This is a genomic window from Pseudomonas sp. AC070 (genome assembly GCF_979258635.1).
In genome coordinates, this window is the sequence record NZ_OZ409871.1 from 1310036 (window position 1) to 1333542 (window position 23507).

General features: G+C 61.5%; 24 protein-coding genes. 13 read left to right on the plus strand and 11 right to left on the minus strand.

What is annotated here, in order from left to right:
* Positions 1 to 43: 43 nt before the first annotated feature.
* Complete coding sequence (locus ACZZ0Q_RS05735; protein ID WP_463539779.1) at positions 44 to 292, minus strand: DUF1127 domain-containing protein; 249 nt, start codon at positions 290 to 292, stop codon at positions 44 to 46.
* A 208-nt stretch (positions 293 to 500) separates the two neighbouring features.
* Between ACZZ0Q_RS05735 and ACZZ0Q_RS05740 the strand changes: the two genes are divergently transcribed.
* Entirely contained in the window at positions 501 to 1925 is a 1425-nt protein-coding gene (locus tag ACZZ0Q_RS05740; protein WP_463539778.1) for an aminotransferase-like domain-containing protein, read from the plus strand.
* Between the two features lie 124 nt (positions 1926 to 2049).
* On the opposite strand, the gene ACZZ0Q_RS05745 is transcribed toward ACZZ0Q_RS05740, so the two are convergent.
* Positions 2050 to 3210 (minus strand): MFS transporter, encoded by a 1161-nt coding sequence (locus tag ACZZ0Q_RS05745; protein ID WP_463560367.1) that lies wholly within the window; start codon positions 3208 to 3210, stop codon positions 2050 to 2052.
* Positions 3211 to 3416: 206 nt separating this feature from the next.
* Entirely contained in the window at positions 3417 to 4910 is a 1494-nt protein-coding gene (locus ACZZ0Q_RS05750) for an aldehyde dehydrogenase (RefSeq protein ID WP_463539776.1), read from the minus strand.
* 314 nt (positions 4911 to 5224) lie between these two features.
* Here ACZZ0Q_RS05750 and ACZZ0Q_RS05755 point away from each other — a divergent pair, with 314 nt between their 5' ends.
* From ACZZ0Q_RS05755 to ACZZ0Q_RS05780, 6 genes are all read left to right on the plus strand, one after another.
* Complete coding sequence (locus ACZZ0Q_RS05755) at positions 5225 to 5590, plus strand: cupin domain-containing protein (protein ID WP_463539775.1); 366 nt, start codon at positions 5225 to 5227, stop codon at positions 5588 to 5590.
* Positions 5591 to 6331: 741 nt separating this feature from the next.
* Positions 6332 to 6547, plus strand: a complete 216-nt coding sequence (locus ACZZ0Q_RS05760; RefSeq protein ID WP_122452719.1) for a YjiS-like domain-containing protein — start codon at positions 6332 to 6334, stop codon at positions 6545 to 6547.
* A 266-nt stretch (positions 6548 to 6813) separates the two neighbouring features.
* On the plus strand, positions 6814 to 7029 hold the full coding sequence (locus tag ACZZ0Q_RS05765; protein ID WP_463539774.1) for a DUF1127 domain-containing protein: 216 nt from the start codon (positions 6814 to 6816) through the stop codon (positions 7027 to 7029).
* Positions 7030 to 7207: 178 nt separating this feature from the next.
* Positions 7208 to 7528, plus strand: coding sequence for a DUF2388 domain-containing protein (locus tag ACZZ0Q_RS05770; RefSeq protein ID WP_463539773.1), 321 nt, complete (start codon positions 7208 to 7210; stop codon positions 7526 to 7528).
* 190 nt (positions 7529 to 7718) lie between these two features.
* Positions 7719 to 8039 (plus strand): DUF2388 domain-containing protein, encoded by a 321-nt coding sequence (locus ACZZ0Q_RS05775; RefSeq protein ID WP_463539772.1) that lies wholly within the window; start codon positions 7719 to 7721, stop codon positions 8037 to 8039.
* On the plus strand, positions 8036 to 10009 hold the full coding sequence (locus tag ACZZ0Q_RS05780; RefSeq protein WP_463560369.1) for a DUF7844 domain-containing protein: 1974 nt from the start codon (positions 8036 to 8038) through the stop codon (positions 10007 to 10009). Before ACZZ0Q_RS05775 ends, ACZZ0Q_RS05780 begins: the two co-directional genes overlap by 4 nt.
* A gap of 3 nt (positions 10010 to 10012) precedes the next feature.
* On the opposite strand, the gene ACZZ0Q_RS05785 is transcribed toward ACZZ0Q_RS05780, so the two are convergent.
* On the minus strand, positions 10013 to 10414 hold the full coding sequence (locus tag ACZZ0Q_RS05785; RefSeq protein WP_463539771.1) for a GFA family protein: 402 nt from the start codon (positions 10412 to 10414) through the stop codon (positions 10013 to 10015).
* A 99-nt stretch (positions 10415 to 10513) separates the two neighbouring features.
* Between ACZZ0Q_RS05785 and ACZZ0Q_RS05790 the strand changes: the two genes are divergently transcribed.
* From ACZZ0Q_RS05790 to ACZZ0Q_RS05800, 3 genes are all read left to right on the plus strand, one after another.
* Positions 10514 to 11419 carry an AEC family transporter gene (locus tag ACZZ0Q_RS05790; RefSeq protein WP_463539770.1) on the plus strand — a complete coding sequence of 302 codons (906 nt, stop codon included), beginning with the start codon at positions 10514 to 10516 and terminating at the stop codon, positions 11417 to 11419.
* A gap of 240 nt (positions 11420 to 11659) precedes the next feature.
* Positions 11660 to 12964: a CitMHS family transporter gene (locus ACZZ0Q_RS05795; RefSeq protein ID WP_463539769.1), complete on the plus strand. Its 1305-nt coding sequence runs from the start codon at positions 11660 to 11662 to the stop codon at positions 12962 to 12964.
* A gap of 122 nt (positions 12965 to 13086) precedes the next feature.
* Positions 13087 to 13848: a TerC family protein gene (locus ACZZ0Q_RS05800; RefSeq protein WP_463539768.1), complete on the plus strand. Its 762-nt coding sequence runs from the start codon at positions 13087 to 13089 to the stop codon at positions 13846 to 13848.
* 48 nt (positions 13849 to 13896) lie between these two features.
* Here the strand turns inward: ACZZ0Q_RS05800 and ACZZ0Q_RS05805 are convergent, their stop codons facing one another.
* Both ACZZ0Q_RS05805 and ACZZ0Q_RS05810 read right to left on the minus strand, forming a co-directional pair.
* Positions 13897 to 14157 carry a hypothetical protein gene (locus ACZZ0Q_RS05805; RefSeq protein WP_463539767.1) on the minus strand — a complete coding sequence of 87 codons (261 nt, stop codon included), beginning with the start codon at positions 14155 to 14157 and terminating at the stop codon, positions 13897 to 13899.
* Positions 14144 to 14491, minus strand: a complete 348-nt coding sequence (locus ACZZ0Q_RS05810; RefSeq protein WP_463560371.1) for a hypothetical protein — start codon at positions 14489 to 14491, stop codon at positions 14144 to 14146. Before ACZZ0Q_RS05810 ends, ACZZ0Q_RS05805 begins: the two co-directional genes overlap by 14 nt.
* An 840-nt stretch (positions 14492 to 15331) precedes the next feature.
* Between ACZZ0Q_RS05810 and ACZZ0Q_RS05815 the strand changes: the two genes are divergently transcribed.
* A protein-coding gene (locus ACZZ0Q_RS05815; protein ID WP_463539766.1) for an IS3 family transposase occupies positions 15332 to 16704 on the plus strand; the annotation gives its coding sequence in 2 pieces (ribosomal slippage) (positions 15332 to 15811 and positions 15814 to 16704; 1371 coding nt in all).
* A gap of 99 nt (positions 16705 to 16803) precedes the next feature.
* Here the strand turns inward: ACZZ0Q_RS05815 and ACZZ0Q_RS05820 are convergent.
* From ACZZ0Q_RS05820 to ACZZ0Q_RS05835, 4 genes are all read right to left on the minus strand, one after another.
* Positions 16804 to 17286, minus strand: a complete 483-nt coding sequence (locus tag ACZZ0Q_RS05820) for a thioesterase family protein (RefSeq protein WP_463539765.1) — start codon at positions 17284 to 17286, stop codon at positions 16804 to 16806.
* 11 nt (positions 17287 to 17297) lie between these two features.
* A complete protein-coding gene (locus tag ACZZ0Q_RS05825) occupies positions 17298 to 18263 on the minus strand; it encodes an L-carnitine dehydrogenase (RefSeq protein ID WP_463539764.1) in 966 nt (321 codons plus the stop codon).
* Positions 18264 to 18290: 27 nt separating this feature from the next.
* The gene (cdhC, locus tag ACZZ0Q_RS05830) at positions 18291 to 19178 is read right to left on the minus strand and encodes a 3-dehydrocarnitine:acetyl-CoA trimethylamine transferase CdhC (protein WP_463539763.1); all 888 of its coding nucleotides are present in this window, start codon (positions 19176 to 19178) and stop codon (positions 18291 to 18293) included.
* A 75-nt stretch (positions 19179 to 19253) separates the two neighbouring features.
* Positions 19254 to 20186, minus strand: coding sequence for a choline ABC transporter substrate-binding protein (locus tag ACZZ0Q_RS05835; protein WP_463539762.1), 933 nt, complete (start codon positions 20184 to 20186; stop codon positions 19254 to 19256).
* A 74-nt stretch (positions 20187 to 20260) separates the two neighbouring features.
* Here ACZZ0Q_RS05835 and ACZZ0Q_RS05840 point away from each other — a divergent pair, with 74 nt between their 5' ends.
* Together ACZZ0Q_RS05840 and ACZZ0Q_RS05845 are read left to right on the plus strand one after the other, a co-directional pair.
* Positions 20261 to 20431: a hypothetical protein gene (locus ACZZ0Q_RS05840; protein WP_463539761.1), complete on the plus strand. Its 171-nt coding sequence runs from the start codon at positions 20261 to 20263 to the stop codon at positions 20429 to 20431.
* Positions 20409 to 21401 (plus strand): GlxA family transcriptional regulator, encoded by a 993-nt coding sequence (locus tag ACZZ0Q_RS05845; RefSeq protein WP_463539760.1) that lies wholly within the window; start codon positions 20409 to 20411, stop codon positions 21399 to 21401. The genes ACZZ0Q_RS05840 and ACZZ0Q_RS05845 overlap by 23 nt, the downstream gene beginning before the upstream one ends.
* Before the next feature lie 8 nt (positions 21402 to 21409).
* Here ACZZ0Q_RS05845 and ACZZ0Q_RS05850 read toward each other — a convergent pair whose 3' ends face one another.
* A complete protein-coding gene (locus ACZZ0Q_RS05850) occupies positions 21410 to 23380 on the minus strand; it encodes a sigma-54-dependent Fis family transcriptional regulator (protein WP_463539759.1) in 1971 nt (656 codons plus the stop codon).
* Between the last annotated feature and the right edge of the window lie 127 nt (positions 23381 to 23507).

Genomic DNA, 23507 nt, shown 5'->3' on the forward strand with positions numbered 1-23507 from the left:
TTTGCCCGCGAGCAGACAAAACGGCGGCGGTGAACCATACAGATCAGAGCGTCCAGAACGGACGCAGCGCCTCATGGTTCGCTTCAGCGCGGGTAATGCCGATGTCGGCGAGTTGGGCATCGGTAAGATTCAGCAGCGCGCGGCGGGTGGTCAGTCGCCGCCAGAAGGCGCTCCAACGCGAGGCGTGCGGCGCTTTCACTGCGGTGTTGAACGCCGCTGCCTTGGCGTGCGCCAACCTGCCCACCAACTCATCCTGACCCAAGGTCAACCGAACATCGCTAAGCCCATTCATTTCCCTCACCTGCTTCTGTGTGTATGTGGCAAGCATGATGCCGAGCCGAACAGAAACCCGACAGATTCAAAAAATTGGTATTTGCTCCATACAGATAACTGCCCTACGCACCTGAATGGTGTTTTTCTTTGGTATCTGTATGGGTGTTGCCAAAACGCCGCACAAAAAGCACCATCTGTGCTTTCCACGCTCGGGCAGGTGCCGCGCCATGACCCTTTATGTAAATCTCGCCGAGCTAATAGGCGCCCGTATCGAACAGGGCTTGTACCGCCCGGGCGATCGCCTGCCGTCAGTGCGCGCGCTAAGCGCCGAGCACGGCGTGAGCCTGAGCACGGTGCAACAGGCTTACCGTCATCTGGAGGATCAGGGCCTGGCGCTGCCGCGTCCGAAGTCGGGCTATTACGTGCCCGAGGAGCGCGAACAGCCGGCGCTGCCGATGGTGTCGCGCACGGCGCAGCGGCCGGTCGAGGTGTCGCAGTGGGATCAGGTGCTGGAGCTGATCAGCGTGGCGCCGGGCAGCGATGGTCTGATTCAACTGGGCCGCGGCCGGCCGGATCACACCAGCCCGACGCTCAAGCCGTTACTGCGTTCGCTGTCGCGCCTCAGTCGCCGGCAAGACCTCAACGGCCTCACCTACGGCTGCATTCGCGGCCACTTGCCGCTGCGTCAGCAAATTTCCCGGCTGATGCTCGACTCCGGCTGCCAAATTCCCGCCGAAGACGTGGTGGTGACCACCGGTTGCCATGAGGCGCTGTCGGCGGCCATTCGCGCCATTTGCGAGCCGGGCGATATCGTCGCGGTGGATTCGCCCAGCTTTCACGGCGTGATGCAGGCGCTTAAAGGCTTCGGCATGAAAGCGCTGGAGCTGCCCACCGACCCGCTCACCGGCATCAGCCTGGAGGCGTTGGAACTGGCATTGGAACAGTGGCCGATCAAGGCCATTCAACTGACCCCCACGTGCAATAACCCCATGGGCTACATCATGCCGGACGCCAACAAGCGCGCCCTGATCGCCCTGGCCCAGCGCTATGACGTGGCGATTATTGAAGATGATGTGTACGGCGAACTGGCCTACCACTACCCGCGTCCACGCACGATCAAGTCATACGACGATGACGGTCGCGTGCTGCTGTGCAGCTCATTTTCGAAAACCGTGGTGCCGGGGCTGCGCATCGGCTGGATCGCACCGGGGCGCTATCTCGAGCGCGTGCTGCACATGAAATACATGGGCACCGGCACTACCGCGCAGCTGCCGCAGCTGGCGCTGACCGAGTTTATTGAAGGCGGTCATTACGAGCCGCATATTCGCCGTATGCGCGCGCAATATGCCCGTGGCCGCGACCAGATGACCGAATGGGTACGCCGCTATTTCCCGGCAGGTACGCGAGTGAGCCGGCCGCAAGGCAGCTTTATGATTTGGGTAGAAATGCCCGAAGGCTTCGACAGCCTGCGCCTGAACCGGGAACTGAAAGCGCACAAAATTCAGATCGCACCCGGCAGCATTTTTTCGGCAGCGGGCAAATACCGCAACTGCTTGCGCATGAGCTACGCCAGCAAGCCAGACGCCAAGACTGAGGCTGCGGTGAAGGTGGTAGGGGAGACGGTGGCGCGGTTGTTGGCGGAGCATGCCTAAACCGCTAAAAGCCCCTCACCCCTAGCCCCTCTCCCGCAAGCGGGCGAGGGGGACGGAACAGCGCGGTCAGCTCCCTCTCCCGTTTACGGGAGAGGGTTGGGGTGAGGGCAAGCGGCTGACGCGATCATTTCCCCCCGACCGCATTCGAGGGCGCGTGCTCCCCCAACCCATTCCCCCGCCACAGCAACAGCACAAACCCCGCAGCACCCACCGCCATCAGCAGCGGCAACGCATGGCCGCTGATCCACTGGCTAACGGCGCCCGTCAGCAGCGGCCCGATCAGGCAGCCAATACCCCAAAGCTGCGAAATGTGGGCATTGGCGCGCACCAGTTGGTCATCGCGAAACCGCTCGCCGATCAGAATCAACGACAGGGTAAACAGCCCACCCGCGCTGGCGCCGAACAGCACCCACACCGGCCAGATCAGCGGCGTATGCAGCAGCACGGGCACGCACAAGCTGGAGATCAACAGCACCAAGCCGCACCCCAGAAACAGGCGCTCGCGCGACATGCGATCGGCCAACCAGCCGATGGGCAGTTGCAACAATGCATCGCCCACCACCACCACGCTGGCCATCAGCAGCGCGGTTTCCTGACTGAAGCCCTGACGCAAGCCGTAGACCGGCAGCAGGGTCAGCATCATCGCCTCGAAGGCGGCAAATAGACTGACCGCCCAGGCAATCGCTGGCATGCTCGCGCAAAACGCCCACAGGCCGCGCCCCGAGGCGCTATGGCCGTCCACTTTCGGCGCGCCGGTGCGGCCCATCAGCATCAGTGAACCGCCAATCAGCAAGCCAGTGCCCGTCCAAAAGCCGAGGTCGGTGGCGGTGCCCAGCAGGCTTAGCACCAGCGGCCCGCACAGTTGGCTCAGCGCGTAACCCGTGCCATACAACGCCACCAACCGCCCGCGCCAACGGTCGACGGCTAGTTGATTGATCCAGCTTTCGCCGAGGATAAACACCACCGTCAGCGCGACGCCCAAGAGCAAGCGCAGCACCAGCCAAACCGGATAGCTGGGCAACAGCGCCATGGTGGAAATGCCCAGGGCGCTGATCAGAAAGCAGATTTGCATCAAGCCCGTGGTGCCAAAACGCGCCGCCAAGCGGCCGGCCAATACCGAGCCCAGCAGCACGCCCACCGCCGGCATCGCCGCCATCGCACCAATGGCGAAGTTGCCGTAACCCCAGCCCTCCAAACGCAGCGACACCAACGGCATGGTCACGCCCAGCGCCAAGCCGATGCTGACCACCGCCGCGACCACGGCGAAATAGGTTCCCCAACGCATCACCACGGACTCTTCCCTCCAGTCGCGCCACAAAATAAAACGGCCGGGTCTCTTCGCAGAAACCCGGCCGCAGGTATGGCTCCAAGAGCCGGCTCTTAAAGAGCGGACCTTAATGTCGTAAATCCAATGCACCGCGATAAAGGTTTCCGGGGCTAAGGTCAGGCAACGCAGCCTGGCCGACGACCCGGAGACCGCCCCGATATCGCTTACAGCTTGATCCAGGTGGATTTGAGCTCGGTGTACTTGTCGAAAGCGTGCAGCGACTTGTCCCGACCATTACCCGACTGCTTGAACCCGCCAAACGGCGCAGTCATGTCGCCGCCGTCGTATTGGTTCACCCACACGCTGCCGGCGCGCAGGGCCTTGGCGGTGAGGTGAGCTTTGGAGATGTTGCTGGTCCACACCGCAGCGGCCAGGCCGTAGATGCTGTCGTTGGCGATTTCGACGGCTTCTTCGGCGGTGTCGAAGGCGATAACCGAGAGCACCGGGCCGAAGATTTCTTCCTGGGCGATACGCATGGAGTTGGTCACGCCGTCAAAAATGGTCGGCTCAACGTAAGTGCCGCCAGTGGATTCCAGCGTACGTTTGCCGCCCGCCACCAGCTTGGCGCCGTCGGCATGGCCGGCTTCGATGTAGCTCAGTACGTTGTTCATTTGCTGAGTGTCGACCAGGGCTCCGACATTGGTTTCCGGGTCCAGCGGGTTGCCGGCTTTCCAGCCTTTCAGGGCGTCGATCACCATCGGCACGAAGGTGTCTTTGATCGAACGCTCGACCAGCAAACGCGAACCGGCGGTGCACACTTCGCCCTGGTTGAAAGCGATGGCGCCCGCAGCGGACTCAGCGGCGGCTTGCAGGTCTGGCGCGTCGGCGAAAACGATGTTCGGGCTCTTGCCGCCGGCTTCCAGCCAAACGCGTTTCATGTTCGATTCGCCCGCATACACCATCAGTTGCTTGGCGATTTTGGTCGAGCCGGTGAACACGATGGTGTCGACATCCATATGCAGCGCCAGGGCTTTGCCAACGGTGTGGCCGTAGCCTGGCAGTACGTTGAGCACGCCAGCAGGAATGCCGGCTTCGATGGCCAATTGAGCGATGCGAATGGCGGTCAACGGCGATTTTTCCGAAGGCTTGAGTACCACCGAGTTACCGGTGGACAGCGCTGGGCCGAGCTTCCAGCAGGCCATCATCAGCGGGAAGTTCCACGGCACGATGGCGCCCACTACACCGATTGGCTCGCGCGTTACCAAGCCCAGTTCGTTGTGCGCGGTGGCGGCTACTTCGTCGTAGATTTTGTCGATGGCTTCACCGCTCCACGACAGCGCGCGGGCGGCGCCCGGTACGTCGATGTTCAGCGAGTCGCTAATGGGTTTGCCCATGTCCAGAGTTTCGAGCAGGGCCAGCTCTTCGGCGTTCTGATCGAGCAGGGCGGCAAAGCGGATCATGATTTCTTTGCGCTCAACCGGCGCTTTGCGCGACCACACGCCGGAATTGAAGGTGGCGCGGGCGTCTTTGACAGCGAGGTCGGCATCGGCCTGGTCGCAGCTGGCGACTTTGCCCAGCACACGGCCGTCAACCGGGCTGACGCAGTCGAAGGTGTCGCCCGATACCGCTGCGGTGTATTCACCGTGGATAAAGGCGCGGCCTTCAATCTTCAGATCCTGGGCGCGTTTTTCCCAATCGGCGCGGCTCAAGGTAGTCATGTGTGCGTCCTCTTATTAGTTGAGCTTTATCAAGACGAAACAGGCGTTGCATGCACGCGCGCCTGTCAAAAATTCTGCAAGCCTGCTTGGCCCGCCGGTGCCGGCCACACTAAACCAGAGCACGGCGCCTTTCCAATATTTTTTACACGAAGGCAGTAAACACCCTTGTCATGTTCGTTTTATTAAACATAGACTGCGACGCTCCGCTGCACGGGTCGTCGTCTCGACGTTCAAGGCATTGAGCGGCTGTGCTGGCCACGAAGGCTGCGCAGAAAAACACACACTTACTTACGAGCTTGGACTGGGACCAGACCATGAATATTGCCGCCATCGTCGACTTCGCCGCTGCCACCACTGCCGCCGAGCACTACCGCCCCGCCGCAGAAAAGGTGCTCAAGGGCGACCCCGAGCAAAGCGTGCGCAACCACTACTCCAGCCCGTGCGGCCAGTTTGCCAGCGGCATCTGGGAAGGCGCGGTAGGGCAGTGGACGGTGAATTACAGCGAACATGAATACTGCGAAATTCTGCAAGGCGTGTCGGTGCTGCGTGACGGCGAAGGCAACCCCAAAACCCTGCGTACCGGCGACCGCTTTGTCATCCCGGCTGGCTTCTCCGGTACCTGGGAAGTGCTGGAAGCGACCCGCAAGGTCTATGTAATTTTCGAGCGAGCGGCGAGCTGATCCCGCTTCGACTGATTTCCTGCGTGAACTTTTAACCCGCTCCCCGCGGGTTTTTTTATGGCCCGAATAACCCGGATGTGGATGGGCTGCGTGACATCTATATAGGGGCGCTTGTGCCGATCCTGCTGATCCGCGTTCAAGTCGGCATCGGCGGCGGTTCTGAGTCCGCATCTCGCGACGCTTGTGAAGGAGCGCGCGCAGTTGAAACTGTTACGCGAAGCACTGCGGTGACCTGTCAATTTGAAGGAAAACGATCATCTGCGCAGGGCTGGTGCGGAGCGCGTGCACTTGAGGCAAGTAGCGCGAGGGGGCAGTGCTGAGCAAGGGGAAGCTGTATTTTCCGCTTTCTCGCCAGTTGCATTGCGCAATTCTGATTTTTCGCGCAATTAACATTAAATAGTGGTTGGCCGGGCTCACCTGAACAGTTACCGCGAAACCGGAAAAAATCTGTTTTCCCTGCGCATCAACAGAGAAAACACCTGTAGGAAATTGAAAACTGTACTGGTCGTCAGCCGCTGTCCTGGCAGAACCTGGCGAACTCGTCAGGATTTTTTGAGTAAAAACGCCTCAAAATTGGGCGTACCGATACAGTTTGCACCGTTATGGATAAAACAGTTTGTGTATAAACTTCCCACCACCAGCACAATTTGAGGGAACTGTGACTACAAGGTCAGCTGTGCGAGGCGCAACATACGCTTCAGTTAAATAACCAGTCCCGCCATAAGCGGAAGGAAGCAAACCATGGAACGTACCCTCAGTTCCGACATGTTCGTAAGCGAAAAAAGTTCGAAAGCCCAAGCTGCTCTGCCACTGCGCATCGTCTCCAATCTGCTGCTCTGGCAACGCCGCATGTCCAGCCGCCACCAGTTGGCCCGCCTGGATCCACGTCTGCTGGCAGACGCCGGTATCAGTGAAGCCCAGCGCTTCGCCGAGCTGAGCAAGCCGTTCTGGCGTTGAGTGTTGTAACTGGCTGAAGCATTTTTCGCACCAGCCACTGAATTGAATAAACGAAGCCCGCCGCAGGAGACTGCCGGCGGGCTTCGTCGTTTCCGGCTCAGAAAAGCCATTTAAACAGCTACACCTGGGAAGGGCGGTACAGTTTTAAAAATACGTGAACTGAAGCCGTACAATTTCTGCTTGCTGTCACTGCCGCGTTACCAGCTCGCTGGGGGACGATGTTTTCCCATACCCAGCACTCGCGACACAGCGAGAAGGAACGTGCCATGGAACGCGCACTCGGCCAAACCGCCGCTCTTCTGCCCACCCTTGCCCAACGGCGACCTTTTGTTAAACGCGTTGCCGGCGCCATTGCGCTGTGGCTGCGCAACGCCCATACCCGCCGGCAGTTGGCGCGGTTGGATGAACGTCAGTTGGCGGACGCGGGCATCAGCCTGTGTGATCGGGAAGTGGAGTTGAGTAAACCGTTCTGGCGCGAGTGAGCGCCAGTGACGCCTTGTGTTGGGCTTCGCCAGAGGCTCAACCCAACCTGCGGTCGCGAACCTTTTGTTTTCCGCGTGCGAACCTTCCTTATTCATGCCCCTCCAAGTGCGACCCAAGCGCCGCCGCTGCGCTAGTCTGTCTAGCGACGTCGCCCTTCGTCTCATCCGGAGAAATGCCATGACCACCTTGCGCCTGCTAACCGCTGCTGCACTGCTAACCGTCGCCGCTAGCGCCTCGGCCACCAGCTTTGTTTACACCACCGATGCCGTGGTCGGTGCCGTTAAAGGCACGTCCGATGTCACCTCGGATCTTTCCTCCTCCTTCGGCGACGACAAAATCGTGCTAGCCGCCCGCGAAGACGCTGCCAGCTTTGTCGCCACCGCCGGCGATATCCGTGGCGCGCGGTTGGAAGCGGCCCTCGCGCATATCCGTCAGCAAGCGCCGCAATTGCAAGCCCGCAGCGACTTGCAACTGGCCGAGTCCATTCTGGTTCTGTAAGCCCTGCGACACCGCGCGACGCTGGCCCCACGTCGCGCCTTCAGCTAGCCTTGGCGCCCGCCGTTGCGGGGCGTTTTGCGACCGCCATCAAATAGCCACAATTGGCTTGGAACTGGCGCGGTGCAAATTCGTCCAACTGTTTCACTCGCTATCAGTCAATTTTCCCCGCATTTGTTTCGGAGATTTCCTTATGCGTCGTCCGCTTCCGCTTGCCGTTTTCGCTCTGCTGCTGACCACCGGTGCCGCTCAGGCCCACACGTTGGTGGAAACCAGCGAAATCATCGTTCGCGCCTTCGGCCGCACCATCGATTTCACCTCCGACACCACCACCTCCGTGCGCGACTCCAAAGTCGTGCTCGAAGCCCGTGATGACGCCGCCAGCTTTGTTGCCAGCGAAGGCTCCATTCGTGGCGCTCAATTGGAAGCCGCGTTCACCACCCTGCGTGACCGCGTTCCCGAAGCCCGCGATGCCAGCGACCAAACGCTGGCCGAGGCTATTCTCGCCCTGTGAAGCGCCTTTTCGTTCGCGGCGGCGCCTGGCTGTTAGGCGCCGCTCTGCTGTGCGGCGCGAGTCTGGCTCAGGCGCAACTGCGCCTTGAGCTGCAACCTGACGGGTTGAGTGCCAGTGAGCAACAGGCCAGTCAGACGCTGCTCGACGAGGCCATGGCCGCGCTCCCCCCGGCTTTCGTTCAGCGTCTCGACCGATCGGTGCAGGTGCGTTGGACCGACGAACTGGAAACCAACGCTTACGGCCAAGCCCGCGACGCATCGTTGTTAGTGCTCAACCAACGGCTATTGCCTGGGTTGACTGACGGCTCGGCCGCCCGCGAACACACGCAACGCCCCCACGGCACCGTGCGCCGGGAATTGCTGGCTACGGTGCTGCATGAACTCACCCATATTTATGACCGCGCGCGGCTGTGGTCGCCGGCGGAGAAAACGCTGCTGCTGCGTTGCCAGCGTCAAGCCAAAACCCAGGGCGTGATTGGCCTGATGGCGGACTGCCGTGGCCAGACGGAGCGGCGCTTTACCCTTAGCGACGACCCGCGCTTGCTCGATCTTGCCGGCTGGCCGCAATACGTGGGCCGACGCGGCGAGCGTGAAGCCCGCAACGGTCAGGTCGCGCGTAGCCCCGACATCTACGAACTGAGCAACCCGCGCGAATTCGTCGCCGTGAACATGGAGTACTTCCTCCTCGACCCGGCGTACGGCTGCCGCCGCCCAGCCCTCAACCGCTACTACCGCGAACAATTCGACGGTTGGGCGCCGGCCAATGCCCAGCCTTGTCCTAGCACGTTTGCTTACCTCAATGCCGGTCGTGATTTTGCCCGTCAGCCTTTGGGGAAGCTGGATCCCGAGCGCGTATACGAGGTTGATTACCTGCTCGCCGAGGCCAACGACGAGTGGGCCAGCCGCTGGGGCCATAGCATGTTGCGCCTGGTGATCTGCGCCCCAGGCCGCCCGCGCGGCCCGGATTGCCGGCTGGATATGGATCAGCACCTGGTGTTGTCGTACCGCGCCTTTGTTGGCGACTTGCAGCTGTCGAGCTGGGACGGCCTCACCGGCGTGTACCCCTCGCGCCTGTTTGTGCTGCCGCTTAGCCAGGTGATCGAGGAGTACACCAAGGTGGAGCTGCGCGGCCTAGTCTCGGTGCCGCTCAAACTGGATCGCCCCCAGTTGGAAGCCTTGGTCGAACGGGCCGCCGAGCAGCATTGGAGCTACGACGGCAACTACTACTTCCTGTCCAATAACTGCGCCGTGGAAACCCTGAAATTGCTGCGCAGCGGCACCGAGCAGGCGCAGCTGCAAACCCTCGACAACATCATGCCCAATGGCCTGCTGGAAGTGCTGGCCGGGCGAAATCTGGCGGACCTTAGCGTGCTCGATGATCGCCGCGAGGCTCTGCGGCGCGGCTACCGATTCGACTCGTTTCGCGACCGTTACCAGGCCATGTTCGAGGTGCTCAAAGAGCGCATGCCCATCCCGCAGCAAGCCGTGGATGAGTGGATCAGCCTGAGCGCCGAGCAGCGTCGCAGCTGGTTTGAAAAAGCCGACCTGCGTGCGAGCGCCGCCATGCTGCTACTCGAACAGGCCGCCCAGCGCCGCCAACTTTTGCTGGCCCAAGACGAACTCAAGCGCCGATACCTCAGCAGCCGAGCGCTGGCCGATGGCAGCAGTGGTGAAGCCGGCAAAACCCTGGAAAAAATTCTCGCCAACAGCGGCTTTTTAAGTCGTCCGGCGGAGCTGCTCGACGGCGGCTATGGTCTACCGCAAGCCAGTGAATGGCAGACGCTGCAAGCCGAGAGCGACAGTCGCCAAAAAGAGCTGCGCCAGCTCAGCGACGACCTCGACGACCAGGTGCGCAGCCTGCTCGAACCCCAGCGCCTGGCCGCGCTGGATGCCGGAGACGCCAACCTGAAACTGCTCAGCGAACACCTGCGCGCGCTGCACAAAGCGTCCGGCGGTTTGGTGCTGCCGTAAGCCTCAGGTGCTTTCGCCATCTTCGGACGGCAAGTGTTCATCCAGATGCAGCCACGGCAAACGCGTGGTGACCCAGATGTGCCGATCAGGTTTGGCCTGGTCGGGGTGGTCGAGGGTGCCGACCGTAATGTCGATGGTTTGCGGGCTGTGCTCGGTATGAAACGTCAGGTGCGCGCCGCAGGTGGGGCAAAACGAACGGGTACAGCCGGGTGAAGAAACGAAGCCTTGGGGCGTGCCCTGGGTCCATTCGAAACGCTCCAGCGGCACGGTAAACCAGGTGGTGACCACGGCGCCGCTAGTGCGCCGGCACATGCTGCAATGGCAGTGGGCAACGTCGTTCAATGGCGCGTTGAAGCGGTAGCGCAGCGCGCCGCATTGGCAGCCGCCGGTGTGGATGTCCGTCATGGTGAAGCCTCCTGAGTTGCCGACAACCCGCCCGGTTCGTGTTGCGCCTCGCGCCTTGCCTGCGCAAGATGCCGGCTTGAGCCAAGCGGGGAGCGTGTCGTGTTGCAGTTGTGGTTGGCCTTGTGGCCGTTGTTTGCCTTGATCATCGCCGGTTTCGCCCTGCGTCGCCTGCGCTTTGCCGGTGACGAGTTCTGGCCGACGGCGGAACGTCTCAATTACTTCGTTCTTTTTCCGGCGCTGTTGTTCAGCAATTTAGCCACCGCGCCACTGGCCGACCCGGCATTGCCGCGCCTGGCGTTGGCCGTGCTGTTGGGCCTGGGCGTGGCGTGGGCGGCGCTGCTGCTGTGCAAGCGTTTGCGCAAATGGACGGCGGCGCGTTTCGGCGCCATCAGCCAGGGCGTGCTGCGGTTCAACACCTACCTGGGGCTCGCCGCCGTGGGTAGTTTGTACGGCAAGGAAGGGCTCACGCTCGCCGCTTTGATGCTGGCAATGATGGTGCCGGCCGTAAACCTGTTGTCGGTGTGGGCGCTGACGGCGGAGCGGGGCGTTAGCGCGCGCAACTTGCTGCTGCCGATTGTGCGCAATCCGCTGATTCTCGCCTGCGCCGCTGGCGCGCTGGTCAATGTGTTGGGCATTGGCTTGCCCGGTGGCACGGACCGTCTGCTCAACCTGCTGGCCGTCGCCAGTTTGCCGCTTGGCTTGCTGTGCGTCGGCGCGGCCTTGCGCCCGCAAGAGCTGGCCGGCGAGGCGTCGGCGTTGGCGTGGAACTGTGTGGTTCGCTTGCTGCTGATGCCGCTGCTGGCCTTTGCCGTGGCCCGCGCCTTGAGCCTGCCGGCGCTGCCGAGCAGCGTGTTGATACTGTTTTTCGCCCTGCCTACCGCGCCGACTTCCTACGTGCTCACCCGCCAACTGGGCGGCGACAGCCAGCTCATGGCCGGCATCATCACTCTGCAAACCTTGTTCGCTGCCCTCAGCCTGCTGTTGGTCCTGAGCCTGCTCGGTTAAGCCCGCTGCGCATTGAAAGCTGGCTGAAAGTTTCGCCGCTTAGCATCCCACCACTGCCGGCATTCGACCGGCCGCCGGCCGCTGTGTGCGTGCTGGTGACTTCCAACAATAAAAATTGGTGATTGCCATGCCCCGCTGCGCTGTTTCTGCACCTGTTCTCCGTCCCCCTCGAGCCTGTCGCTGAGCCCGTCACCCTGACGGCCGCCCGCCACCACGCCCGCTAATGCACGGAGAATTCCTATGTTGACCCTCCTTGGCTTCGCCATGGTCATCACGTTCATGTACCTGATCATGAGCAAACGCCTGTCGGCGCTGATCGCTCTGATCATCATCCCGATTGTTTACGCGCTGGTTGGCGGCTTTGCCGGGCAGATCGGCCCGATGATGCTCGAAGGCATCACCAAGCTCGCACCCACCGGCGTGATGCTGATGTTCGCCATTCTCTACTTCGCCCTGATGATCGATTCCGGCCTGTTCGACCCGGCCGTGCGCAAGATTCTCAAACTGGTCAAAGGCGACCCGCTGAAAGTGTCGGTGGGCACCGCCGTGCTGGCGCTGGTGGTGTCGATGGATGGCGACGGCGCCACCACCTACATGATCTGCGTGGCCGCCATGCTGCCGCTTTATCAGCGCTTGGGCATGAGCCCACGGATCATGGCCGGTCTGATTATTCTGGCCGGCGGGGTGATGAACATGACCCCGTGGGGCGGGCCGACCGCACGCGCCGCCAGTGCGCTGCATGTGGACCCCTCCGACATTTTCGTACCGATGATTCCGGCCATGGCCGCAGGCGTGCTGGCGATTCTGGCCATCGCCTACTTCTACGGCAAACACGAGCGTGCGCGCTTGGGTGAGCTGCATTTGCCAGGCGAGGCCGTGGGTGGCGCCGAGATTAGCGTGTCGCAATTTCCCGACGCACGCCGGCCGAAGTTGCTGTGGTTCAACGCCGCGCTGACCGTGGCCTTGATGGTCGCACTGATTCAGGGCCTGCTGCCGTTGCCGGTGCTGTTTATGCTCGCGTTCGGCATCGCCATGATCGTCAACTACCCCTGCCTGCAACAGCAAAAAGAGCGCGTGGCGGCCCACTCGGCCAACGTGTTGGCGGTGGTTGGGTTGATTTTTGCGGCGGGCATTTTCACCGGCATTCTTTCTGGAACCGGCATGGTCGACGCCATGTCGAAAAGTTTGCTGGCCGTTATTCCCACCGCCATGGGCCCGTATCTGGCGGTGATTACGGCTGTGGTGAGCATGCCGTTCACGTTCTTTATGTCCAACGACGCCTTCTACTACGGCGTTCTGCCGGTGTTGGCCGAAGCCGCGAGCCACTACGGCATCAGTGCGGTGGAAATGGCCCGGGCTTCAATCGTTGGCCAGCCGGTGCACTTGCTCAGCCCGTTGGTGCCTTCGACCTATTTGTTGGTGGGCCTGGCCGGCATCGAGTTTGGTGACCATCAGCGCTTTACCCTGAAATGGGCAGTTCTGGTTTGCCTGTGTATCCTTGTCGCCGCGCTGCTGATGGGAATTTTCCCCGTGTTTGGCGGCTAGGCATTTTTAGGAGCCAGCAAGCTGGCGAACCCCTGGAAGCGCGAGGTTTGCAGGGGTTCGCCAGCAAGCTGGCTCCTACAGGTTCCAATTGACGTTTTATTTGAAACACGAGGACGCTGTACATGGAATGGCTGACCAGCCCGGAAATCTGGATTGCATTTTTTACCCTGACGGCGCTGGAGATTGTGCTGGGGATCGACAACATCATCATGATTTCGATCCTGGTCAGCCGTATGCCCAAAGACATGCAGCCCAAGACCCGTTTCTTCGGTTTGGCGCTGGCCATGGTCACGCGAATTCTGCTGTTGCTGTCGATCACCTGGGTGATGCGCCTGACCGCGGACCTGTTCAGCATCATGGGCCACGGCTTCTCCGGGCGTGACCTGATTCTGTTCTTCGGCGGCCTGTTTCTGCTGTGGAAAAGCAGCACCGAGATGTACCAGAGCCTGGAAGGCGAAGACGAAAGCGCTGAAGGCCCGAAAGGCGGCGGCGGCAGTTTTATAGCCACCATTATTCAGATCGCCATTATCGACATCGTGTTCTCGCTGGACTCGGTCATCACCGCTGTCGGCATGGTGTCCCATGTGCCGGTGATGATCGCCGCCATCGTCGTGGCCGTGATGGTCATGATGCTTGCCGCCGGCACCATCAGCGCGTTTATCGATAAGCACCCGTCGCTGAAAATGCTCGCCTTGTCGTTCCTGATCATGGTCGGCACGGTGTTGATTGCCGAGGCCTTTGATGTGCATGCGCCGAAAGGCTACGTGTACTTCGCCATGGCGTTCTCGCTGGCGGTGGAAGCGGTGAACATCAAAATGCGCACCGTGCGGGATCGCAAAAAGAACGAAGCGGTAAAGCTGCGCAAGGATATTCCAGGGCAGTAATGGCCCATCGGTTGACGTGAAAAATCCCCGGTTATGCCGGGGATTTTTTCATCCGTGGTTTTCTTTGTACTGGGCGAGGGCGGGTAGCAATTGCCGGGAAATGGCTTCGCGCACGGCCGGCAGCATCACCGCGCCGCTGCCGAGCATTTGCTCGACGAGTTTGCGCAGGGCCAGCGCACGCGGGCCGTCGAGGCCGAGCACGGCGTGTTCGCAGGCCTGTTCCGGCGAGGCGCCGGGCGGCACGGCGAAGCCCAGGGTTTGCAGGCGTTCGCGCAGGTCGTCCTGGTCGATCAGGTCAGCGTGCATCATGGCCGTGGTCCTTGTTGCGGAGGAGGTGGGGTCGATTCTGGTGAGGGGTTGGGCTGGCTTCAAGGGCGATGGCTGTTATATGCATGAAGAGGTCGTTTTCAACTAATTCTCGGTCGTTCGCGATGGGCACAATGGCGGCCAGAGTGTCAGCCTTGATTGGCGTGCGTTGGCTGTTTTGGTTGGGTTTGGTCACCTGATCGAGGTTGTCCGGTTCGACGTTGGCGCTCCCTGTTAGAAGCATTTTGGCCCCCCGTGCTGTGTCGGCTTTTCGGGGGGCTTTTTTTTGGGTGCTGGATTGTCGTTTGGCGCAGGTGGCGGCAAAAAAAACCGTCATTCCCGCGCAGGCGGCGGTCCGACGATTCGGGATCCCGAATTTCCAGTCGAATGCGGTAGCAGCACAAACCCCCGTCATCCTCGCGTACGCGAGGATCCAGAATCTCCAGTCGGACGCGGTGGCGGCCCAAACCCCGCGTCATCCTCGCGCAGGCGGCGGTCCGACGATTCGGAATCCAGAATCTCCAGTCGAACGTGGTGGCGGCACAAACCCCGCGTCATCCTCGCGCAGGCGGCGGTCCGACGATTCGGAATCCAGAACCTCCAGTCGGACGCGGTGGCGGCCCAAACCCCGCGTCATCCTCGCGCAGGCGGCGGTCCGACGATTCGGGATCCAGAATTTCCAGTCGAACGCGGTGGCGGCACAAACCCCCGTCATCCTCGCGCACGCGGGGATCCAGAATTTCCCGGCGGACGCAGTTGTAGAGGTATTCGTTACCGTGTGCGCTGAACGTTTTAGTTTCGCGCCTTACGCGCGAGTCACTTTTGTCATTGCGACAAAAGTAACCAAAAACGCTAGCCCCTACCTTGGCCCTACGCTGCGCTACGGGTTCCCTCGCTCCGTCGCCACTCCGGGGGCACGGCGAGACGGGCCATCCTTGGCCCGACACGCCTCTCGCGGCTCCCGGCCGCTCAACCCCCTGCGCAACGACTCCACTCGGCCTGCGATGAACGGTGCGGGGTGGATCACAAGCGAGATCAAAAGCGGTGAAGCAAAAGCGTGGAGCAAAAGCGTGGAGCAAAAGCGGTAGGTCAACATCTCGCGGCTGAAGCCGCTCCCACAGGGGAGTGAAGTGCGCCCCAAAAGTTGGACACCCATCCAACCTTTGGGGCTTCTTCCATGAGCAAGTACACAACGCAGTTCAAGCTGTCTGTTATCACCGCCTTTCTTGAGCGAGGCCGAGGCTTTCGCTTTATTGCTGAGCAATTCCAGCTAGATCCCACCCTGCTTCGGCGTTGGGTAGAAGCCTACCGGTTGCATGGCGATGCCAGCCTGCGGGCCCGGCCAGTCAGCTATAGCGCAGAGTTCAAGCTCGCTGTTCTTCAGCAGATGTGGCGTGAAAATCTTTCTTTTCGTTGCGTGGCCGCGGCTTTCAATTTGGGTAATTCAACCCAAGTGGGCATATGGCAGCAGCAGTATTACAGTGGCGGCTTTGAAGCCCTGGAGTCAGCCAGGAAAGGACCGCCCGCCGTTATGACACTACCTCCCGCCAAGCCCTCTGCACCTGAAACCACAAGCGATGAAGATCTTTCGCATGCTGAGTTGCTGCTCAAGCTACGCAAGCTCCAAGTGGAGAACGCCTGGCTAAAAAAGCTCAAGGAGCACAGGGAGGAGAAGAAAAGGCAGGAGAAAGCAGCAAAGAAAAAACGAAGTTGATCACCGAGCTGCGTGATCATTTCTCGCTCGAAGAACTGCTTGAAGTCGCGCAGTTGGCGCGCAGCACGTATTACTACCAGCTCAATCTGATGAACACCGGAGATCGGTTCGCGCCTCTGAAAGCCTCTATCCAGAGCGTTCAGGAGGAGCATATGGGGCGCTATGGCTATCGCCGAATGACCGCTGCGCTGCGTAATGCTGGCCAGATGGTTAACAGCAAAACGGTGCGGCGCCTCATGGGCGATCTAAATCTCAAATGCACGGTGCGACCGAAAAAGTACCGCTCGTATCGGGGCTTGGTCGGCAAGGCTTCGCCTAATGTTTTGGCCCGTCAGTTTGAAGCGGACCAGCCAAACCAGAAGTGGGTCACGGACGTAACCGAGTTCAAAGTGGCCGGCGAAAAGCTTTACCTGTCCCCGGTGCTGGACCTGTTCAACGGCGAAATCGTTGCCTATCAAACCGACACCCGACCACGTTACGCCTTGGTAGGCCGCATGCTGGAGCAAGCGCTTGAAGGTCTGCCCGAGACGGCAAAACCGCTGCTGCACTCAGATCAGGGCTGGCACTACCAATATCCTGACTACCGGGAGCGCTTGGAAAAAGCAGGCCTGAAGCAAAGCATGTCACGCAAAGGCAACTGCCTGGACAACGCCACAATGGAGAGCTTTTTTGGCACGCTTAAGTCGGAGTACTTCTACCGCGAGCGTTTCGATAACGTCGCTCAGCTGCAAGCCGGGCTGGACGAATACATCCGTTACTACAACCATGATCGGATCAAGATGAAGCTAGGCGGCCTCAGCCCTGTTGCTTACAGAGCAAAGGCCGTCATGGCTTAACCAGTACGTGTCCAACTTTTGGGGCGCACTTCAGAGTGGTGGTGGTAATGGCGGTGGCGCTGCTTTGCTTTTTGTAGGAGCGGCTGGGCGGTATTCCGATTAGCCGCGATGCTTTTGCGCCGGAAGGCTGATTATCCGGCCGGCATATTCGGGCTTTTCCATCTCGCCCTGCGCGATCACCAGTCCTTCAATCCTGGCCAATGTCGTGGCGCTGAAGGGCGTCGATTTCGGCCCGTTGGTGTCCACGTGCAGCAGCATCTGTTCACTCACGGCCACGGCATCTTTGTGTCCGTCGCAGTAAAGGCTGAGGTACAGGTGCAGCCGTTTCTGGTCATGCCCGAGCACCAGTAAACGCACCTCTACAGCCTGGTTTTCTTTCACTTCGTGCAGGTAGTTGAGGTGCACTTCCAGGGTGAACAGGCTGTGGCCGGTGGCTTCGCGGGCGCTGGCGTCGAGGCCGATGGTGTCCATCAGCGCGTCGACGGCCTGGCTGAAGATCAGCAGGTAGTAGGCGTCGCGCAGGTGGCCGTTGTAGTCGACCCAGTCGGCGCTGATGGGGGTGCGAAAAAGTCGGTGTTCCATGGGCGCGGTCCTCAGTCGGCGAAGGCGAAGCCGTGTTTGGTTTTGCAGGTTTTGATCGCGTCCAGCACGGCCATCAGGCAGTCGTCGCGGTAGCGTTCCAGTTCGGCGATGCTGCGTTGGCCTTGCTGTTCGGTGGTGCCAGCGACCACGTCGTCGATGAGTTTTTCGGTCAGCTCGGGGGCGGGCAAGTAGGTCCAGGGCAGTTGCAGGGCGGGGCCGAATTGGGCCATGAAGTGGCGCATGCCGGCGTCGCCACCTGCCAGGGTGTAGGTCAGGAAGGTGCCCATGAAGGACCAGCGCAAACCGGCGCCAAACCGAATCGCATCGTCGATTTCACCGGTGGTGGCAACGCCGTCGTTGACCAGGTGCAGGGCTTCGCGCCACAGCGCTTCGAGCAGGCGGTCGGCGATAAAGCCGGGCACTTCCTTGCGTACGTGCAGGGGCCGCATCCCAAGGGCTTGGTACACCTCGATGGCGGCCTGAACCGCTGCCGGCGCGGTGTGTTGGCCGCCGACCACTTCCACCAGCGGCAGCAGGTAAACGGGGTTGAACGGGTGGCCGACTACGCAGCGTTCCGGGTGCGTGGCGTCGGCGTAGAAATCGCTGGGCAGCAGGCCAGAGGTGGACGAGGCAATCAACGCGTTGGGCTTGGCCGCCGCGCTGATTTTGGCGTGCAGGTCGAGTTTCAGATCGAGGCGTTCCGGGGCGCTTTCTTGGATGAAGTCGGCGTCGCGTACGCAGGCTTCAATGCTGTCGACAACGCGCAAACGCTCGAGACTCGCGCCTTCTGCCACGCCTTGTTTGACCAGCGCCGGCCAGGCGTTGGCCACGCGCTGGCGCAAGGCGGCTTCGGCGCCGGGTGCGGGGTCCCAGGCGATTACGTCTAGGCCATGGGCGAGGGCGCGGGCAACCCAGCCGCTGCCGATTACGCCGCTGCCCAGGGCTGCGAAAACCTTGATGTCGGTGATAAAGCTCATAGCCACTCCAGCAGGAAAAAAAACAGGTCAGCCGCGACGGCTGAGGTTCATTTTTGCCCGGCCCTCGGCCGGCGTCAGAATGCGCGCGCCAAGGCGTGTGAGAATTTCACCCACGCGCTCGACCAGTGCGCCATTGCTGGCCAGCACGCCTTTGTCCAGCCACAGGTTGTCTTCCAGCCCGACCCGCACGTTGCCGCCCAGCAGCACGGCTTGTGCCGCCATGGGCATTTGCATGCGGCCGATGCCAAAGCCGGCCCAGGTGCAGTCGGCGGGTAGGTTGTCGACCATGGCTTTCATGGTGGTGGTGTCGGCCGGCGCGCCCCAGGGAATGCCCAGGCACAGTTGGAATAACGGGTCGTGCAGCAGGCCTTCCTTGATCATCTGTTTGGCGAACCACAGGTGGCCGGTGTCGAAGATTTCCAGCTCGGCTTTCACGCCTAGCTCGGTGATGCGTTTGGCCCCGGCGCGCAGTTGGGCGGGGGTGGAAACGTAGATGGTGTCGCCGTCGCCGAAGTTGAGGGTGCCGCAGTCTAGGGTGCAGATTTCCGGTAGCAGTTCTTCCACATGGGCCAGGCGGGTGAGCGGGCCGACCAGGTCAGTATTGGGGCCGAATTCCATGGGCGTTTCGCCCGGGCCGATTTCCAGGTCGCCGCCCATGCCGGCGGTGAGGTTGACGATGATGTCTACGTCGGCCTCGCGGATGCGCTCCATCACTTCACGGTACAGCGCCACGTCGCGGCTGAATTTGCCGGTATCGGGATCGCGCACGTGGCAGTGCACCACCGTCGCGCCGGCTTTGGCCGCTTCCACCGCAGCGGCGGCGATTTGTTTGGGGGTGATGGGCACCAGATGGCTTTTGCCGGTGGTGTCGCCGGCACCGGTCAGGGCGCAGGTAATGATCACGTCGTGGTTCATGGCATGTCCTTCAACAAGCAGGCAGGGCAAGCCGCTGCGCAGTCACGGTGGACTGTGCAGCGGTAGGTTGGGCGGTCAGGGGTTGGTGCTGAGTTTCAGGTGTTCGCTGGCCGGGCGGCCGTCGAGGGTGGTCACGCCTTCAAGCCAGCGCTGCTGGTCTTGCGGGTGATCCTTGAGCCATTGCTTGGCCGATTCGAGCGGGTCTTTGTGGTCGAGCAAGGGCTGCATCATGCGGCTCTCGTCGGCGGCGGTGAAATGCAGGTTGTTGAGCAGTTTGTCGACGTTCGGGCAGCGGCTGGCGTAGTCCGGCGCGGTAACGGTCCATACGGTGGCGCGGCCTTCGTCCGGGCCGAGGGCGTCCTGGCTGCCGGACAGGTAGGTCATGTCCTGGTTGACGTTCATGGGGTGCGGCGCCCAGCCAAAGAACACCACGGCTTCCTTGCGTTTTACCGCACGGCTGACGGCGGACAACATGCCGGCTTCGCTGGATTCCACCAACTGGAATTTGCCCAGGCCGAACTGGTCTTTGGCGATCATTTCCTTGATCTGCGTGTTAGCGCCTGAGCCCGGTTCGATGCCGTAGATTTTCCCGCCCAGCTCCTTCTCGAACTTGGCGATGTCGGCAAAGGTTTTCAGGCCTTTGTCGGCCAGGTAGGTGGGGACGGCGAGGGTGGCGCGGGCGTCGTCAAGGCTGGGTTTGTCCAGTACGCGCACCTGTTTGGCCTCGATAAACGGCGCGATGGTGCGGGTCATGATCGGGTTCCAGTAGCCCAGGAACAGGTCCAGGCGTTTGTCGCGGATGCCGGCGAAAATGATTTGCTGCGAGGCGCTGGTTTGCTTGGTTTCATAGCCCAGGCCGTCGAGCAGCACTTGGGTCATGGCGCTGGTGGCGATCACGTCGGTCCAGTTGACCACGCCCAGGCGCACGTTTTTGCATGAGGCCGGGTCGGCGGCGAAAGCGGTCTGGCTGGCGAGCACTAACAAACAGCAACTGAGTACGGTCTTCATCGGTGTTCCTCATGTGGCTGATTCCTCGCCAGCGCGGTGCTGCCGGGAATACTTGTTGTCGAGTGGAGCCAGCGATGCCTTGCCAGCTGTGGGCCAAATTACCGGCAGCGCCGGCGGCAAAATCACACGGTAGCGACCCGCATTTGTACTCAGGCGACCTGCTGCATTGCCAACACCACCGCAACGGCGTAAGCCACGACTATTCCCTTGCCGAGCCGTGTCATGCCTTCGACTCCAGTCACTGAAGACTTCTGGTTTCTGCTGCTGCCGGGCTTTTCCATGCTCGGCTTTCTGTCGGCGGTGGAGCCGTTGCGCGTGGCCAACCGTTTTCAGGCCGATTTGTACCGGTGGCAGGTGATGAGTCTGGACGGCGGGCCGGTATTGGCCAGCAATGGCATGTCGATCAACGCCGACAGCGGCCTGGTGCCGCTCGCGCGTACTGCGCGGCTGCTGCTGGTGGCCGGTTTTGAGCCGTTGCAGGCCTACAGCCCGGCGCTGGCGCGGTGGCTCAAGCGCCTGGACGGCGACGGCGTTACCCTGGGCGGCATCGACACCGGCGCCGTGGTATTGGCCGAAGCCGGGCTGCTCGACGGCCATACCGTGACGCTGCATTGGGAAGCGCTGGACGCCTTCAAGGAGTCGTACCCGCGCCTGCACGTGACACAGGAATTATTCGAAGTGGATCGCTCGCGCATCACCTGCGCCGGCGGCACGGCCTCGATTGATCTGATGCTCGACCTGATCGCCCAGGCCCACGGCGCCGAGCTGGCGGTGCAGGTGTCGGAGCAGTTTGTGCTCAGTCGCATTCGGCCGCGTCAGGACCACCAGCGCATGGAAATCGCCACGCGCTACGGCATCAGCAACCGCAAGCTGGTGCAGGTGATTGGCGATATGGAGCGCCACACCGAACCGCCACTCGACACCCTGGAATTGGCCGAGCGCATTCAGGTGACGCGGCGGCAATTGGAGCGCTTGTTTCGCTTGTACCTCAACGACACGCCGTCGAATTTCTACCTGCGCCTGCGCCTGGAAAAAGCCCGGCAACTGCTGCGCCAGACCGACATGAGCGTGTTGGAAATCAGCCTGGCGTGCGGCTTCGAATCGCAGTCGTATTTCTCCCGCTGCTACCGCACGCGCTTCGCCTGTTGCCCGCGTGAAGACAGGCACCCGGTGCCTGCACGTTCACGCAAAACCCTGGCGCCGCTGCTGGGCTGAGGCGCCTGTTAAAACACCTCGTTGGGCTGCACGATGCCGTGCTTTTTCATCTTGCGGTAAAGCGTCGAGCGCGAGATGCCAAAGCTCTCGGCGGCGGCGGTGATGTTCCATCGATGCTGACGCAGCGTGGCGTACAGGTGGCGGACTTCATCGCTGTCCAATTGCTCGGCGAGGTTGTTACTCGCCGGCGCGGCGACGGAGACGGGCGCTGGGCTGATCGCGCCTTGTAGCTCGGCGGGCAGGCAGTCGCTGTCGATCACGCCGTCTTCGGCCAATGCCACGGCGTAACGCAGGCAGTTGAGCAACTGACGGATATTTCCCGGCCAGCCGTAGCCGAGTAACCGCGCCCGTGCCTGTTCATCCAGACGCAATCCTTTCGCCCCCGGCTGCGCAGCCAACAGCTGCTCGATCAGTTGCTCGCGGTCGCTGCGTTCACGCAAGGCGGGCAGGTGCAACGTCATGCCGCTGAGGCGGTAGAACAAGTCTTCGCGAAACTGCTTGGCGCTAATCATGCCGGCCAAGTGCTGGTGAGTAGCGGACACCACTTGTACATCCAACCCAACCGGCGTTTCGGCACCCAGTGGGGTGATCTCGCGCTCAGCCAATACGCGCAATAAACGGGTTTGCAGGTGCGCGGGCATGTCGCCAATTTCATCGAGAAACAGCGTGCCGCCATTGGCCAGTTCCAGCTTGCCCTTCATGCCTTTTTTGTTGGCGCCGGTAAAGCTGCCGCTGCGGTAGCCGAACAGTTCGCTTTCGATCAGGGTTTCTGGAATGGCTGCGCAGTTAAGCGCCACGAACGGTCCGTTACGCCGCGCGCTGGCCTGGTGAATGGCGCGGGCAAAGGCTTCTTTGCCGGTGCCGGTTTCGCCGGTAATCAGCACGGCGATGCCTTTGTCGAGCACCTTGCGAATACGCCTTACGCCTTGCTGCAACTGCGGGTCGTTGCCGCCCAGTTGCTGGAGCTGCGGATGTTGCTGAGCCGCACTGCGCGTGGCAAGCGGGCTGGCAGCCGCCGGGCTCGCCTGAGCCGGACGAACACGGCCGACGGGAATGCGCAGGCCCACGTCAACCAAGGCTTCGTCCACCAGCGCCCGCAGTTGCACGCCGCGCGCGCCGCCGCTGGTCATGCTTAGCAATTCATCCACGCTGGCGGGCAGCAGCGTGTCGATACGCCGGCCCAGCAGCGCCTGGTTGTGCGCCTGGTCGTAGGCCACAAAGGCGGCGCGGTTGGCGCCGATAATGCGGCCGCTTTCGTCGATCGCCAGAAGCTGCTCGTTGGCCAGGTCGGTGACGTCGTCGCGCGGTTTGATCGCCAGGGTCAGGCAGTCGCGGTAGCGCTGGCGAAAGTGCGCGTTCTCGATCAGCCGCGCATACATGATCACCAGTTGCAGGGTCAGGTATTGCGCTTCTTTGGGGCCGTCGCTGTTCAGGCTGGTGGCGTTCAGGCAGCCACGCAGCAGGCCTTGGGCATCGAATATCGGCGCCACCGAGCAGCTCAGGCGAAAGTTGGAGGTGAGGAAATGCTCTTCGCGGTGAATGGTCATCGCCTGCTCGGCCGCCAAGGCGGTGCCGATGCCGTTGGTGCCGGCCACCGACTCATCCCAGCGTGCGCCAACAATCAATCCCGACTGGGTGTACAAATCGCGCTGATTGGGCAAGCGCGAGTCGAGGGTGATGCCTTTTTCATCGCTCAGTAATACCGCGAAGCCGGCTTGCACCACCCGCTTGGCCAGGCCGCTGACGCCCTGGCTGGCGATGGCCAGATATTCCTGATGTTGCTGCTGATGCTGGCGAATTTCTTCGGCGGTGAGAATGTGTTTGACGTTCACCGCGCGGGGGTTGAGCTGGTGTTGGTTAACGCTGCGGTACCAGGATTGGGCGATAACGCCGTCCGGGCGAATACCACGTTCAGGAAAGTTTTCGCTGACGAACGCGGCCAGTTCACTGGCGCTGGTTTCCAGGGCATGCAAAGGCATAGCAGGACTCCCGATGGCCGATGTCGCGGGGCGAATCGGCGTCTTGTTCTTGTGATGAATCGGCGCCGGAATGTCGTGCTTAATAGCAGGGCAGACGCTGCGCAGGTGACACAACCATAGCCTGATG